General features: G+C 67.6%; 15 protein-coding genes. 11 read left to right on the top strand and 4 right to left on the bottom strand.

What is annotated here, in order from left to right; translation table 11 throughout:
- Positions 1–9 precede the first annotated feature (9 nt).
- Positions 10–1,755, top strand: coding sequence for an AMP-binding protein (locus tag K5880_RS16895; protein WP_297654916.1), 1,746 nt, complete (start codon positions 10–12; stop codon positions 1,753–1,755).
- A 423-nt stretch (positions 1,756–2,178) separates the two neighbouring features.
- Here K5880_RS16895 and K5880_RS16890 read toward each other — a convergent pair whose 3' ends face one another.
- Positions 2,179–3,099: a LysR substrate-binding domain-containing protein gene (locus K5880_RS16890; RefSeq protein ID WP_297654913.1), complete on the bottom strand. Its 921-nt coding sequence runs from the start codon at positions 3,097–3,099 to the stop codon at positions 2,179–2,181.
- A gap of 205 nt (positions 3,100–3,304) precedes the next feature.
- On the opposite strand from K5880_RS16890, the gene K5880_RS16885 reads away from it, so the two are divergent.
- The 5 genes from K5880_RS16885 (at position 3,305) to K5880_RS16865 (ending at position 8,760) form a co-directional block, all read left to right on the top strand.
- Positions 3,305–4,492: an ABC transporter substrate-binding protein gene (locus tag K5880_RS16885; RefSeq protein ID WP_297654911.1), complete on the top strand. Its 1,188-nt coding sequence runs from the start codon at positions 3,305–3,307 to the stop codon at positions 4,490–4,492.
- A 4-nt stretch (positions 4,493–4,496) separates the two neighbouring features.
- The gene (locus K5880_RS16880) at positions 4,497–5,516 is read left to right on the top strand and encodes an ABC transporter ATP-binding protein (protein WP_297654909.1); all 1,020 of its coding nucleotides are present in this window, start codon (positions 4,497–4,499) and stop codon (positions 5,514–5,516) included.
- Positions 5,513–6,469 (top strand): ABC transporter permease, encoded by a 957-nt coding sequence (locus K5880_RS16875; protein ID WP_297654906.1) that lies wholly within the window; start codon positions 5,513–5,515, stop codon positions 6,467–6,469. The genes K5880_RS16880 and K5880_RS16875 overlap by 4 nt, the downstream gene beginning before the upstream one ends.
- The gene (locus tag K5880_RS16870; RefSeq protein WP_297654903.1) at positions 6,459–7,265 is read left to right on the top strand and encodes an ABC transporter permease; all 807 of its coding nucleotides are present in this window, start codon (positions 6,459–6,461) and stop codon (positions 7,263–7,265) included. The genes K5880_RS16875 and K5880_RS16870 overlap by 11 nt, the downstream gene beginning before the upstream one ends.
- Before the next feature lie 70 nt (positions 7,266–7,335).
- Positions 7,336–8,760 carry a gamma-aminobutyraldehyde dehydrogenase gene (locus tag K5880_RS16865; RefSeq protein ID WP_297655192.1) on the top strand — a complete coding sequence of 475 codons (1,425 nt, stop codon included), beginning with the start codon at positions 7,336–7,338 and terminating at the stop codon, positions 8,758–8,760.
- 152 nt (positions 8,761–8,912) lie between these two features.
- Here the strand turns inward: K5880_RS16865 and K5880_RS16860 are convergent, their stop codons facing one another.
- The gene (locus K5880_RS16860) at positions 8,913–9,596 is read right to left on the bottom strand and encodes an OmpA family protein (protein ID WP_297654900.1); all 684 of its coding nucleotides are present in this window, start codon (positions 9,594–9,596) and stop codon (positions 8,913–8,915) included.
- Positions 9,597–9,757: 161 nt separating this feature from the next.
- Between K5880_RS16860 and K5880_RS16855 the strand changes: the two genes are divergently transcribed.
- From K5880_RS16855 to K5880_RS16840, 4 genes are read left to right on the top strand one after another with little or no spacing between them, the layout of a single operon-like run.
- Positions 9,758–10,801 (top strand): aldo/keto reductase, encoded by a 1,044-nt coding sequence (locus tag K5880_RS16855; protein WP_297654897.1) that lies wholly within the window; start codon positions 9,758–9,760, stop codon positions 10,799–10,801.
- A gap of 8 nt (positions 10,802–10,809) precedes the next feature.
- Positions 10,810–11,301: an aminoacyl-tRNA deacylase gene (locus K5880_RS16850; protein ID WP_297654894.1), complete on the top strand. Its 492-nt coding sequence runs from the start codon at positions 10,810–10,812 to the stop codon at positions 11,299–11,301.
- A 54-nt stretch (positions 11,302–11,355) separates the two neighbouring features.
- Positions 11,356–11,985 carry a glycerol-3-phosphate 1-O-acyltransferase PlsY gene (gene plsY / locus K5880_RS16845; RefSeq protein WP_297654892.1) on the top strand — a complete coding sequence of 210 codons (630 nt, stop codon included), beginning with the start codon at positions 11,356–11,358 and terminating at the stop codon, positions 11,983–11,985.
- Positions 11,982–12,347: a RidA family protein gene (locus K5880_RS16840; protein WP_297654890.1), complete on the top strand. Its 366-nt coding sequence runs from the start codon at positions 11,982–11,984 to the stop codon at positions 12,345–12,347. The genes plsY and K5880_RS16840 overlap by 4 nt, the downstream gene beginning before the upstream one ends.
- Here the strand turns inward: K5880_RS16840 and K5880_RS16835 are convergent, their stop codons facing one another.
- Together K5880_RS16835 and K5880_RS16830 are read right to left on the bottom strand one after the other, a co-directional pair.
- Positions 12,348–13,088, bottom strand: a complete 741-nt coding sequence (locus K5880_RS16835) for a TIGR02281 family clan AA aspartic protease (RefSeq protein ID WP_366883144.1) — start codon at positions 13,086–13,088, stop codon at positions 12,348–12,350.
- 1 nt (position 13,089) lies between these two features.
- On the bottom strand, positions 13,090–13,581 hold the full coding sequence (locus K5880_RS16830) for a YajQ family cyclic di-GMP-binding protein (protein ID WP_297654887.1): 492 nt from the start codon (positions 13,579–13,581) through the stop codon (positions 13,090–13,092).
- Between the two features lie 39 nt (positions 13,582–13,620).
- On the opposite strand from K5880_RS16830, the gene murB reads away from it, so the two are divergent.
- Positions 13,621–14,673, top strand: a complete 1,053-nt coding sequence (gene murB, locus K5880_RS16825) for a UDP-N-acetylmuramate dehydrogenase (RefSeq protein ID WP_297654884.1) — start codon at positions 13,621–13,623, stop codon at positions 14,671–14,673.
- Positions 14,674–14,821 lie beyond the last annotated feature (148 nt).

Genomic DNA, 14,821 nt, shown 5'->3' with positions numbered 1-14,821 from the left:
AGACAGGCCATGCGCCCGAGTCAAGCCAGAGACAAGCCCGCCACGGCGCCCGCCGACCTGTACGACAGCCTGCACCGCCGCTTTCGCTGGGAGGTGCCGACGCACTTCAACATGGCCGAAGTCTGCATGCGGCGCTGGGCCGAGGTGCCCGCGACGGCATCGCACACCGCGGTGATCGCCACCGCCCCGAACCAGCCCGACCACCGACACAGTTTTGCCGAGCTGATGGACCAGGCCAACCGGCTGTCCAACGCCCTGACGGCGCTCGGTGTGCAGCGCGGCGACCGCGTGGCCATCGTGCTGCCGCAGCGCTTCGAAACGGCGGTGGCCTACATGGCGGTGCTGCAGATGGGCGCGGTGGGCATGCCGCTGTCGCAGCTGTTCGGCCCCGATGCGCTCGAATACCGCCTGCACGACAGCGAAGCCGTGGTGGCCATCTGCGACCAGCCTTCGCTGCCCGCGCTGCTGGGCGTGCGCGACAACTGCCCGCTGCTGCGCGCCGTGATCGGCCTGGACGGCGACGGCACGCCCGAAGGCATGCGCGCCGACCTGGACTGGGCCGACCTGCTGGCGCAGGAGCCGGCCGCGTTCGCCCCCATCACCACGCTGGCCGACGAGGCCGCGGTGCTGATCTACACCAGCGGCACCACGGGCAACCCCAAGGGCGCGCTCATTCCGCACCGCGCGCTCATCGGCAACCTGAGCGGCTTCGTCTGCAGCCAGAACTGGTTCGGCTTCGATCCCTTCAATGCATCGGAGCCCTCGAAAGCGGTGTTCTGGTCACCCGCCGACTGGGCCTGGACCGGCGGCCTGATGGACGCGCTGCTGCCCACGCTGTACTTCGGCCGGCCCATCGTGGGCCACAACGGCCGCTTCAGCCCGCAGCTTGCCTTCGAATTGATGCAGCGCCACGGCGTGACGCACAGCTTCCTGTTCCCCACGGCGCTCAAGGCCATGATGAAGGCCGTGCCGAAGGTGCGGCCAACCTACCGCCTGAAGCTGCAGGCGCTCATGAGCGCGGGGGAGGCGGTGGGGGACGCGGTGTTTGCCTACTGCCGCGACCAGCTGGGGGTGACAGTCAACGAGATGTTCGGCCAGACCGAGATCAACTACGTCGTGGGCAACTGCGCGCGCCTGTGGCCGGCACGCCCTGGCAGCATGGGCAAGGGCTACCCGGGTCACCGCGTGGCGGTGATCGACGACGCGGGGTACGAATGCCCGGTGGGCGTGCCCGGCGATGTGGCGGTCCACCGCCTGGATGTGCACGGTGATCCGGACCCGATCTTCTTTCTGGGCTACTGGAAGAACGACGGCGCCACGCGCGCCAAGTACACCGGCGATCCGGCCAGCAGCTGGTGCCGCACGGGCGACCTGGCCACGCGCGATGCCGACGGCTACCTCTGGTACCAGGGGCGCGCGGATGACGTGTTCAAGGCCGCGGGCTACCGCATCGGCCCGAGCGAGATCGAGAACTGCCTGGTCAAGCACTCAGCGGTGGTGAACGCGGCGGTGGTGCCCAAGCCCGATGCCGAGCGCGGCGCGGTGGTCAAGGCCTATGTGGTGCTCGCGCCCGGGCATGTGGGCAACGATGCGCTGGTGAAGGTCTTGCAGGCGCACGTGAAGGGCATGCTCGCGCCCTACGAATACCCCAAGGAAATCGAGTTCATCGACGCCTTGCCGATGACGACCACGGGGAAGGTGCAGCGGCGGGTGCTTCGGTTGCAAGAGGAAGAACGGGCTCGTCTTGCTTCCTAGCGTGGCGTTTGCGCAGGGCCGCTGGTGCGTGTGGCCGTTCTCCGGCGCTTGCTCGCGGGCGTCTTCCCCGGTGCGCCTGAATTCCTTCGTCAACATCGCGTGAGTACGCCACCTCTGTGGCAACCGCGAATGGGGCGCCTGCGCCCGGCCACCCACACCATCGACCCCAGTGGTGTGAGGGTGCGCCAGCAAAGAGGCAGGGATGTCTTTCACTTGTAGGTTCACCTGCACCGACCTCTCGACGGATGGTGGGGTTCGCGGGCGCAGGCGCCCCATTCGCGGTTGCCACAGAGCATGAGTGAAGCAGCCGTGTTGATGAAGTGAAGGTGGCGTGCCCGGGCAGACGCCCGCGAGCAAGCGCCGGAGAACGCGGACCACGCCAGCCGTCAGCGCGAGGTCGCTGAGTGAAACACCACAGAAGACTCAAGCCAGAGGACGCCGAGACCGGGACTGATCCCGCGCCACCTCGATGAACTCCAGCACCTCGGCACGGGGTTGAGAACCCCGCCGCCACACCAGCCCCACATCCACCGTGGGCACCGCGTCGCGCAGGGTCCGCACCTCCACGTGCTCCGCGTCCAGCGTCCATGGGCGGTACAGAAAATCGGGCAGCACCGCCAGGCCCGCACCCACACCCACCAGCGAACGCACCGCCTCCAGCGACGAAGTGCGCAACACCGTGCGCGGCTTGAGCTGATGGCGCGCCCACACGCTGCGCATCAGCAACTCGATGCGGTCCGCCTGCAGCACCACCAGGTCGTGCTGCACGCACTCGGCCAGACCCACCTCGGACTGCGAGGCCAGCGGGTGGTCGGCCGCCATCCAGACCCGATTGGGCGAGCGGGTGAGCGTCTCCGCCACCAGCGCCTGCGGCTCGCCCAGCGCGTTGCTCACCATGATCGCGATGTCCAGTTCGCCGTTGATCAACAGGTGTTCGAGGAAGGGCGGGGCGTCTTCCACCACCTGCAGGTCCACGCCCGGGCAGGTGCGGCGAAAACGCGCGAACACCTCCGACAGGTAGTAACCCGCCACCAGGCTGGTCACACCGATGGTGAGCGCGCCGGCCAGCGGTGTGGCGCCCGGAGACACGCCGCGCGTGGCGTCGGCCACCGCTCCGATGACGCGCCGCGCCTTCACCTGGAAACGGTGGCCCTCGGGCGTGAGCCGCATGCCCTTGGGGCTGCGTTCGAACAGCACCAGGCCCAGCTCGTCCTCCAGCTCCAGCACGCTCTTGGTGATCGCCGACTGCGCGATGTTGAGCATGCGCGAGGCCGCGGCCACGGAGTCCGATTCCGCCACCGCCAGAAAGTAGCGGAACTGCTTGAGCGTGATGTGGCGGTTCATGGTGGTGCGCACCTCATCCGGGCGTTGCCCTGTTGCGGTGCAAAAAAGATATGGGTAAACCCTTGTTCTCTATTTTCGAGATAGCTTACCGCAGCAATATTGAATTTTGAAAGACGGCCCGGCCTTCCTACGATGCGCTGCAGTCGGCCCGCCGGGCGGTGGGCTGCGTTTCCGAAACCGTTCTCAAACCGAAGGTGATCGACCCATGAAACACGCACAACGCCCCCTTGCCCGCACCGTCGCGGGTCTCGTGACGACGGCCCTCACCCTGGCCACCCTCGCGCCCATGGCGCAGGCGCAGTCGGCCCTGAAACAACTTGGCAAAGGCGAAGGCCAGGTCGACATCGTGGCCTGGGCGGGCTACATCGAACGCGGCCAGACAGACAAGAACTTCGACTGGGTGACCGATTTCGAAAAGAAGACCGGCTGCAAGGTCAACGTGAAGACTGCCGGCACTTCCGACGAGATGGTCGCGCTGATGAACGAAGGCGGCTTCGACCTCGTGACCGCCTCGGGCGACGCCAGCATGCGCCTGATCGCCGGCAAGCGCGTGCAGCCCATCAACGTGGACCTGATCCCCAGCTACAAGACGGTGGATCCGCGCCTGCAGAAGGCGCCATGGCACTACGTGAACAACACCCACTACGGCACGCCCTACCAGTGGGGGTGGAACGTGCTCATGTACAACACCACGGTGTTCAAGGACAAGCCGCCGACCAGCTGGAACGTGGTGTTCGAGGAAACCACGCTGCCCGATGGCAAGAGCAACAAGGGCCGCATCCAGGCCTTCGACGGACCGATCTACATCGCCGATGCCGCGCTCTACCTGATGAAGAAGAACCCCGCGCTGGGCATCAAGGACCCGTACGAACTCAACGAAGCGCAGTACAAGGCCGCGCTGGACCTGCTGCGCGGCCAGCGCAAGCTGGTGGGCAAGTACTGGCACGACGCCTTCGTGCAGATCGACGACTTCACCAACGAAGGTGTGGTGGCGTCGAGCAGCTGGCAGTTCATGGCCAACATCCTCAAGAGCAAGAACCGCCCCGTGGCCACCGTGGTGCCGACCGAGGGCGCGACCGGCTGGGCCGACACGACCATGTTGCACGCCGAGGCGAAGAACCCGAACTGCGCCTACATGTGGATGGAGCATTCTCTCAACACCAAGCTGCAGGGCGACCTGGCGGCCTGGTTCGGCTCGGTGCCCGCGGTGCCCGCGGCCTGCAAGGGCAACAAGCTGCTGGGCGACCAGGGCTGCGCCAACCAGGGCTACAACAGCTTCGAGCGCATTTCGTTCTGGAAGACGCCAACGAGCAAGTGCACGACGCAGAACAACGCCTGCGTGCCGTACCACAAGTGGGTCTCGGACTACATCGCTGTATTGGGCGGCCGCTGATCACATGACTGTTGCTGTCACCCTGGAGGGCGTGTCCTGCGTGTTCGGCAGCGGCGCACAGACCGTGCGCGCTGTCGATCACGTGGACCTCACCATCGAAGGCGGGGAGTTCTTCACCCTGCTCGGGCCTTCGGGCTCGGGCAAGACGACCTGCCTGCGCATGATCGGCGGCTTCACGCTGCCGACCTCGGGGCGCATCCTGATCGGCGGACAGGACGTGTCGCACCTGCCGCCGTACGCGCGGCCGGTGAACACCGTGTTCCAGGACTACGCGCTGTTCCCTCACATGAACATCCGCGACAACGTGGCCTACGGCCTGATGGTGCAGGGCATGGAGAAGGCGCAGCGCCATGCCCGCGCCGAGCAGATGCTGGACCTGGTGCGGCTTTCCGGGGTGGGCACGCGCCGCCCCGGCCAGCTCTCGGGCGGACAGCGGCAGCGCGTGGCGCTGGCGCGCGCGCTGATCAACCAGCCACAGGTGCTGCTGCTCGACGAACCGCTGGGCGCGCTGGACCTGAAGCTGCGCGAGCAGATGCAGACCGAGCTGAAGGCCTTGCAGCGGCAACTGGGCATCACCTTCCTCTTCATCACGCACGACCAGCACGAAGCGCTGTCCATGAGCGACCGCATCGGCGTGTTCAACAACGGCCGGCTCGAGCAGGTGGGTGCGCCGCAGGCGATCTACAACCGCCCGGCCACGCGCTTCGTGGCCGAGTTCGTGGGCGCGGCCAATGTGTTCGACGGCGCGCGGGCGCGCGAGATCGCGGGTGTGGACAGCGTGATGTTGCGGCCCGAGCGCATCCGCATCGGCGCGGCGCCGCAGGCGCGCCTGAGCGGCGCCGTGATCGACGCGCAGTACTTCGGCTCGTTCTCGCGCGTGCGGGTCGACTGGGCGGGCGAGGCGGTGTCGGTGGACCTCAATCCCGAGCTGCATCCCGAGCTGCCGATGCCGGGTGACACCGTGCACCTGCACTGGCAGGCCGACGCGGTGCACCCGCTGCAGACCGCCGGGGCGGCGCCATGAGCGTGGCGCTGCCCGTGGTCACGCCCGTGCCGCCGCGCGGTGGCGCGTTGCGCTGGCTGTCGGACCTGCTCTACACGCGTCGCGGGCTGCTGCTGGCCGCGCTGCTCGGGCCGCCGCTGCTGTGGTTCGGCGTGGTGTACCTGGGCTCGCTGTTCGCGCTGCTGGCGAACAGCTTCTTCACCCTGGACGAGTTCTCCGGCGTGGTCGACCGCTCGCAACTCTCGCTGAACAACTTTCGCGAGATGACACAACCGGCCAACGTGGACGTGGTGCTGCGCACCGTGGCCATGGCCGTCAGCGTCACGCTGGCCTGCGGCGTGATTGCCTTTCCGGTGGCCTATTACATGGCGCGCTACGCACGCGGGCCGCAAAAGGCGCTGCTCTACATCGCCGTCATGCTGCCGCTGTGGTCGAGCTACCTGGTGCGACTCTATGCGTGGAAGCTGCTGCTGGCCAAGGAAGGCGCCATCAGCTGGGTGCTTGCCGAGGTGCACATGACCTGGCTGCTCGACGCCTTGCTGGCCACGCCCGGCATCGGCGGCAACTCGCTGTCGTTCTCGCGCCTGGGTACGTTCATCGTCTTCGTCTACATGTGGCTGCCCTTCATGATCCTGCCGATCCAGGCCGCCATCGAGCGCATTCCCGGCTCGCTGCTCGAAGCGTCGAGCGACCTCGGTGCACGATCAGGCACCACGTTCTGGCAGGTGATTTTTCCACTGGCCATGCCGGGCATCGCGGCCGGCTCCATCTTCACCTTCTCGCTCACGCTGGGCGACTACATCATTCCGCAGGTGATCGGCGACTCCACGCTGTTCATCGGGCAGGTGGTCTACCGCCAGCAGGGCGTGGCGGGCAACGTGCCGTTTGCGGCCGCGTTCTCGCTCGTGCCCATCGTCGTCATCGGAATCTACCTGTGGATCGCCAAACGCCTGGGGGCCTTCGATGCGCTCTGACCCGACCCGCGCCGGCTGGGGCCTGAAGGCCGCGACCTGGGCCGGCGTGCTGTTCCTGCACATCCCGCTGGCGCTCATCATCCTGTACGCCTTCAGCGCGGAAGACAAAAGCTATGTCTTCCCGCCGCCCGCGCTCACCACGCAATGGTTTGCAGCGGCCTGGGCGCGCGAGGACGTGTGGGACGCGATCGGCCTGTCGTTCCGCGTGGCGCTGGTGTCCACCGCGCTGGCCATGGTGCTGGGCACGCTGGCGGCGGCGGGCTTGGCGCGCACGCGCTTCTTCGGTCGCGACGCGATCTCGCTGCTGCTGATCCTGCCGATTGCCTTGCCGGGCATCGTCACCGGCATCGCGCTGCGCACCGCGTACCACACGGCCGAGATCCCGTTCAGCTTCTGGACCATCGTGGTCGGCCACGCCACCTTCTGCGTGGTGGTGGTCTACAACAACGCGGTCGCGCGGCTGCGGCGCACCAGCCCGTCGCTGATCGAGGCCTCCATGGACCTGGGCGCCGACAGCTTCCAGACGATCCGCTACGTGATCCTGCCGCAGCTCGGTTCGGCCCTGCTGGCCGGTGGCCTGCTGGCGTTTGCCTTGAGCTTCGACGAGGTGATCGTGACCACCTTCACAGCCGGCCAGCAGACCACGCTGCCGATCTGGATGCTGCAGGAACTCATTCGCCCGCGCCAGCGCCCGGTGACCAACGTGGTGGCCGTGGTCATCATCGCGCTGACCTTCATTCCGATCCTGGCGGCGTACTACCTCACGCGCGCCGACGAACAACCGGGCGGGCGCTGAGCCCGTCCCCCATTCCTCATTTCACCCAACGGAGAACACCATGGGAAAGACTCCCGATTTCCAGGTCCCGATGTCGACCGAGCTGTTCATCGATGGCCAGTTCGTGGCCGGCGAAGGCGAGCCCGAGCGCGTGCTCAACCCGGCCACGGGCGAGGTGATCGCCAAGGTGCCGGAGGCCTCGTACGAGCAGATCCACAAGGCCGTGCTGGGCGCGAGCCGCGCGTTCGACAGCTGGAGTGAGACCACGCCGATGGAACGCTCGCGCCTGCTGCTGAAGGTGGCCGATGCGATCGAGCAGCGCGCCGAGCAGTTCGCGCGCCTGGAATCGCTCAACTGCGGCAAGCCGTACGCGCGCGCGCTGGAAGACGAGATCCCGGCCATCGTCGACTGCTTCCGTTTCTTCGCGGGCGCGGCGCGCTGCATGACCGGATCGGTGGCGGGCGAGTACCTGCCGGGCCACACCAGCATGATCCGGCGCGACCCCATCGGCGTGGTCGGTTCCATCGCGCCCTGGAACTACCCGCTGATGATGGCCGCGTGGAAGTGCGCGCCCGCGCTCGCGGCGGGCAACACCGTGGTGCTCAAGCCCAGCGAGCAGACGCCGCTGACCACGCTGATGCTGGCGCGTGTGGTGGCCGACATCCTGCCCAAGGGTGTGTTCAACGTGGTGTGCGGTCGCGGTCAGAGCGTGGGCCAGCCGCTGGTGGAGCATCCCCTGGTGCGCATGGTCTCGCTCACGGGCGACGTGTCCACCGGCCGCAAGATCCTGCAGGCGGCCACGGGCACCCTCAAGCGCACCCACCTGGAACTGGGCGGCAAGGCGCCGGTGCTGGTGTTCGACGACGCCGACATCGAAGCCGTGGTGGAAGGCATCCGCACCTTCGGCTACTACAACGCGGGCCAGGACTGCACGGCCGCCTGCCGCCTCTACGCCGGCGCCAAGGTCTACGACCGGCTGGTGGCCGACCTCAGCAGCGCCGTCAAGACCATCCAGATGGGCACGCAGGACGAGGCCGGCGTGGAGCTTGGCCCGCTGATCACCGACCGCCAGCGCGACCGGGTGGCCAGCTTCGTGGAGCGCGCGCAGATGGTGGGCCACATGGAGGTCACGGCCGGAGGCAAGATGCGCGCGGGCAGCGGCTTCTTCTACGAGCCCACGGTGATTGCCGGTGCGCGGCAGGACGACGAGATCGTGCGCCGCGAGGTGTTCGGCCCGGTGGTGTCCGTCACGCGCTTCACCGACCCTGACGAGGCCGTGACCTGGGCCAATGATTCCGAGTACGGCCTGGCGTCATCGGTCTGGACGCAGGACGTCTCGCGCGCGCTGCGGGTGGCGCGCAAGCTGCAGTACGGCTGCACCTGGATCAACACGCACTTCATGCTGGCGAACGAAATGCCGCACGGTGGCATGAAGGCCAGTGGCTACGGCAAGGACATGTCGATGTACGCGCTGGAGGACTACACGGTGGCGCGGCACATCATGGCAAAGCTTTGAAGCTCCCCCCGCCGCGCTGCGCGCGACCCCCCTCAAGAGGGGGCGACACCTTGGCCCGGCGGAGCCGGTTCCTCGGTGTCTCTGGACTGGCGATCTCGCTCCGGCCATGAAAAAGCCCGGCGGTGCCGGGCTTTTTACTGCGTGAGGCCGTGTCAGCGTGCGGCGGTCTGGGCGGGTTCTGCGACGTAGATTTCCACGCGGCGGTTGGCGGCGCGGCCCTGGGCGGTGCCGTTGTCGGCCACCGGTTCGCGCGAGCCGCGGCCGTCGGTGGCGAAGCGTGCGGCGGACACGCCGCGCGCCACGAGGTAGTCGCGCGTGGCGTTGGCGCGGTCGAACGAGAGCGGGTTGTTCACCGCGTCGCTGCCGGTGCTGTCGGTGTGACCGACTATGGCGATCGCGGTCACGGGGTTGGCGTTGAGGGTGCCGGCAAACTGGTTGAGCACGCCCTGCAGCGTGGGGCTGACGGTGGAGCGGCCGACGGCAAAGCCGGCGTCGGCCGGCACGTCAAGCTTGAGGCGGTTGTCCGCCGTCTGGCTCACGCCGATGCCGGTGCCTGCCGTGGCGGCCTCCATCTGGCGCTTCTGTTCCTGCATGCGCGTCGACCAGATGTAGCCGCCCAGCGCGCCCGCGCCCGCGCCGATGACGGCGCCCTTGGCCGCGCCCTTGGAACCACCCGTTGCCGCGCCAAGCAACACGCCCGCGACGGCACCGATGCCTGCGCCTTTGGCGGAGTCCTGCTGGGTTTCGCTCATGTTGGCGCAGCCGCTCAGGGCCAGGGCCGCCACCAGCGTGGTGACGGTGAGTCCGCGTGTCAGTCGGGTATCGAGTCGTGTCATGGTGTTTTCTCCACTGTGTTGTTGATGGGGCAAGGCCGGAATGGCGTGTGCCGGTCCGGAGATCGGAGCACCGGCCTGCCTGTGTAGCCGATGCACTCTAAACTTATACCCTCGCCTGCTGGCGCGTCCGGCAATGTCAGATCGACGTTACAAATACTTGCATGAAAACAGTTCCATTGGGCAGCAGCGCGCTGCAGGTCACCCCCATCTGCCTGGGCACCATGACATTCGGCGAGCAGGTGGATGAGGCCACCGCCCACAACATCCTCGATCGCTCGCTCGAACGCGGGGTGAACTTCCTCGATGCGGCCGAGATGTATTCGGTGCCCGCGCGCGCCGAGACCTGCGGCTCGACGGAGACCATCGTCGGCAACTGGTTTGCGAAGCAACCCGGTGTGCGCGACAGGCTGGTGGTGGCCACCAAGGTGGCCGGCCCCGCGCGCGGCATGCCCTGGCTGCGGCCGGAGGTGTCGAAGGCGGGCATCATCGAGGCCTGCGAAGCCAGCCTGCGGCGCCTGCAGACCGACGCGATCGACCTGTACCAGATCCATTGGCCCGCGCGCAACGTGCCCGCCTTCGGCGCGCTGTACTTCGACCCCACCAGGGACAGGCCCGCGCCTTCGGTGCTGGAGCAACTCGAAGCCATGGCCACGCTGGTGCAGGCGGGCAAGGTCAAGGCCGTGGGCCTGTCGAACGAAACGCCCTATGGCGTGCACGAATTCGTGCGCCTGGCCGAGCAGCATGGCCTGCCGCGTGTGGCCACGGTGCAGAACCCGTACTGCCTCATCAATCGCAGCTACGAGAACGGGCTGGACGAAACCTGCCACCGCCTCGGCGTGTCGCTGCTGGCGTATTCGCCACTGGGCTTCGGCCTGCTCAGCGGCAAGTACGACCAGACCGGTCTGGTCGGCGACGCGGGCCGCATGGCTCTTTACGAATCGATGCGCAAGCAGCGCTGGGGCCGCCCCGAGGCACTGGACACCGCGCGGCGCTACAACGCGCTGGCGCGCGAGCACGGCCTGACGCCGTCGCAACTCGCGCTGGCCTTCTGCTACACCAACTGGCGCGTGGCCAGCACCATCATCGGCGTGACCACGCTGGCCCAGCTCGATGAATGCCTGGACGCCTGGGGCACCACGCTTTCGCCGGAATTGCTGGCCGCGGTCGACAAGATCCGCTGGGAACACAGGGATCCTGCCCAGTGAGCTGAACGTTGGCGAAGAAGTCACATGTCAGCGAAACGCCTGCCACCGCCTGGCTCCGGGCGCATGGTGTGGCGTTCACCGAGCACACCTACGAGTACCTGGAGCACGGTGGGGCGCAGCACAGCGCGCAGGTGCTGGGGCTCGACCCGTTCGCGGTGGTGAAGACCCTGATCATGCAGGACGAGGCCGGCAAACCGCTGGCGGTGCTGATGCACGGCAACCGCACCGTGTCCACGAAGAGCCTCGCGCGGCAGATCGGTGCCAAGTCTGTCGAACCCTGCAAGCCCGAAGTGGCCAACCGCCACAGCGGCTACTTCGTGGGCGGTACCTCGCCTTTCGGGCTCAAGCGCGCCATGCCGGTCTGGGTGGAGGCCACGGTGCTGGAGCAACCGAAGATCTGGATCAATGGTGGACGCCGGGGCTATCTGGTGGGCATCGATCCCGCCGTGCTCAGCGATCCGCTGGGCGCCCGGCCGGTGAGCTGCGCGCTGGCAGAATAGCCAGCCCTCGGCCGCACACGGATGCGGCCATCCACAAGAACGAGGAGATGCCCCATGGCAATGACCTACCCGCTGCTGGCCACCCTGGCCGCCTACCTGATCGGTTCGCTCTCGTTCGCCGTGCTGGTCAGCCGCCTCATGGGTCTGAACGACCCGCGCACCTATGGCAGCAAGAACCCGGGTGCGACCAATGTGCTGCGCTCGGGCAGCAAGGCCGCGGCCATCGTCACCCTGCTGCTCGACGCCTTCAAGGGCTGGCTGCCGGTGGCCGCCGTGAAGTGGTGGGGCGAGGCCTATGGCCTGGGCGAGGGCACGGTGGCGCTGGTGGGGATGGCGGCCTTCCTGGGGCACCTGTATCCGGTGTTCTTCCGTTTCCAGGGCGGCAAGGGCGTGGCGACGGCCGCTGGCGTCATCCTCGGCTTCGAGCCCTGGCTGGGCCTGGCCGCGCTGGCGACCTGGGTGATCATCGCCGGCTTCTTCCGCTATTCGTCGCTGGCGTCCATCGTCACGGCGGTGTTCGCGCCGGCGTTCTTCCTGCTGGGCCACCGCGTGGCCTGGGACGCGCCCGGCGTGCAGGTGCTGAGCCTGGCGGTGATGGGGCTGCTGCTGGTGTGGCGGCACGCGGAGAACATCAACCGGCTCATCGCCGGCAAGGAAAGCAGACTCGGAGCGAAGAAACCATGAGCGAACACCACATCACCCGCATCGGCGTGGCCACGCGCTACAGCGAGGCCGCCGTGTTCAACGGCGTGGTCTACCTCGCGGGCATGGTGCCCGAGCGCGGCGACACCGACATCCGGGGCCAGACCGAGGACGTGCTGGAGCAGGTGCGGCAGCGCCTGCTGGAGGCCGGCAGCGACAAGTCACGGATTCTGCGCACGCAGATCTTCCTGGCCGACATCGGCGAGATCGGCGCGATGAACGAAGTGTGGGACGCCTGGGTGGTGCCGGGAACCGCGCCGCCGCGCGCCACGGTGCAGGCCGCGCTGGCCAACCCGGCCTGGCGGATCGAGATCGTCGTCACCGCCGCGCAGAAAGCGCCCTGATCAGAACCGGCGCTGCAGCGTGAGCTGGTCGTTGTGGCGCTGCATCTGGAAGCGCGTGAGAAAGCTGTTGCCCAGCAGCACGAAAGCCATGGGCTGGGGCAGCACGATGGCGTCGACGCCATAGACCTGTGCCTCACCCACGCGGACCGAGTCCAGCTTCACCTGGTAGCCCGTGACGTTGCCGTTGGCGGTGCTCACGCTGACTTTCCTGCCGTTCTGGTAATTCAGGTTGATGCGCTGCGCATCGGAGGCGCTGAGGATGACCAGCGAAGCCCCGGTGTCGACCAGGAACTGCACGGCGCGGCCATTGATCTGGCCCGGTGGCATGAAGTGGCCCTGCGCATCGGCGGTGAGCACGATGCGCTGCTGCGCGCCCGCATCATCCGTGCGGGCCAGGCCTTTGCCCACGCTGACCGGCGCATCGCCCACCCTCAGGCTTTGCCGCTGGCCATTGATTTCCAGCACCGCCACCTCGCCCTGGGTGCTCAGCAGCTTCACACCCTGGTGGGTCTGGCCCGCGCTCAGGAAGCGCGGGGCGGCGCCATCGATGGTCACCAGTGCCTTGCCACCGGCCACACCGGAGAGCGCCACCTGCTGGGCAGAGGCAGGCCCTGCCAGAAGAAGACCCACTGCGAGCGCGAAGGCGCCTTGCCAGAGGCACCGCGGAACCGGCTTCGCCGGGCCGCAGGTGCAGCCCCCCTGGAGGGGGGTGACGCCGCAGGCGGCGCGGGGGGTGTTCAAGTCAATCCCTGAAGTTGTTGAAGGACAGCGGCAGGTCCTTCAACTCGCTGCGGATCAGCGCCATCGCGGCCTGCAGGTCGTCGCGCTTGGCGCCGGTCACGCGCACGGCGTCGCCCTGGATGGCGCCCTGCACCTTGAGCTTGCTGCCCTTGATCGCCTGCTGGATCTTCTTGCCGTCCTCGGTGCTGATGCCGTTGCGCACCTTGACCACCTGTTTCACCTTGTCGCCGCCGGCCTTCTCGACCTTGCCGACGTCCAGGAACCGCGCGTCCACGCCACGCTTGGTGAGCTTGGCGCGCAGCACGTCGTCGATCTGCTGGAGCTGGAACTCGGCGTCACCGTGCAGGATGATTTCCTTTTCCTTCTCCTTGAGCTCGATGGCCGCGCCCGTGCCCTTGAAGTCGAAGCGCGTACCGATCTCGCGCGTCACCTGGTCAACCGCGTTTTTCACCTCGACGAAATCGGCTTCGAGTACGGTGTCGAAAGAAGGCATGGCAATCAGTCCTGGGAGGGTGGGTGAGACAATCCGGGGATGGTAGTCGAGAACAACGTGGCGCTCCAGCCGTACAACAGCTTTGGCATCGTCGCGCGTGCCCAGCGGCTCGTGCGCGTGCGCGATGAGGCCGACCTGATCGGCCTCATGGCCAGCGCCGACTGGAACGCACTCACACGCGAGGCGCCGCCTTTCGTGCTGGGAGGTGGCAGCAACCTGGTGCTCACGGGGGACATCAAGCCGCTGGTGCTCAAGGTGGAAATTCGCGGGCGGCGTCTGCTCGAGGAAACGGCCCGGGGCTGGCTGGTGGAAGCCGGCGCGGGCGAGAACTGGCACGACACGGTGGGCTGGACGCTGGAACAGGGCTGGCCCGGCCTGGAGAACCTGGCGCTGATTCCGGGTTGCGTGGGCGCCTCGCCGGTGCAGAACATCGGCGCGTACGGCGTGGAGTTGCAGGACCGTTTCCACGAACTGGACGCGATCGACCTGCAAACGGGCCAGAGCTTCACGCTGGATGCCGCGCAATGCGGTTTTGGCTATCGCGATTCGGTGTTCAAGCACGCGCCGGCGGGCGGGAAGGGCATGGGGCTGGCGGGGCGGGCACTCATCACGCGCGTGCGCTTCTGGCTGCCCAGGCCCTGGAAGCCGGTGCTGGGGTATGCGGACCTGGAACGCAGGATGGCGGAGACCGGCATGGCAAACCCCGACGCGCGGCAGATCTTCGACTGGATCTGCGCGATCCGCCGCGCCAAGCTGCCGGACCCGGCGGTGATCGGCAACGCGGGCAGCTTCTTCAAGAACCCGACGGTGAGTGTGGAGCAGTGCGCGGACATCATCGCGCGCGATCCGAAGGTGGTGCACTACCCGATGGCGGACGGCAGCATCAAGCTGGCGGCGGGCTGGCTGATCGACGCCTGCGGGTGGAAGGGCCGGGGTGTGGGGAACGCGGGTGTGTACGAGAAGCAGGCGCTGGTGCTGGTGAACCGGGGTGGCGCCACGGGTGGTGAGGTGATGACGCTGGCCAAGGCGATCCAGACCAGCGTGTATGAGCGGTTCGGGATTTTGCTGGAGCCCGAGCCTGTGGTGGTCTGACGGGCGTTGCTTCACGCCGCCATTTCGCGACAGCATTCCTTCGAGGCCCGACGTCGCCGGGTGGCTGGCTCCGCTCATGTCCCCCGAGGCGGCTGCGCCGCCTCTCCTCCTTGACTTCGCTGCGCCAGCCACCCGGCGCCGTCGGGCC

The organism is Hydrogenophaga sp., from assembly GCF_025699295.1.
Lineage (GTDB): Bacteria > Pseudomonadota > Gammaproteobacteria > Burkholderiales > Burkholderiaceae_C > Hydrogenophaga.
The sequence above is the reverse complement of the archived record's forward strand: the minus strand, read 5'-3'. Positions and strand labels throughout refer to the sequence as shown.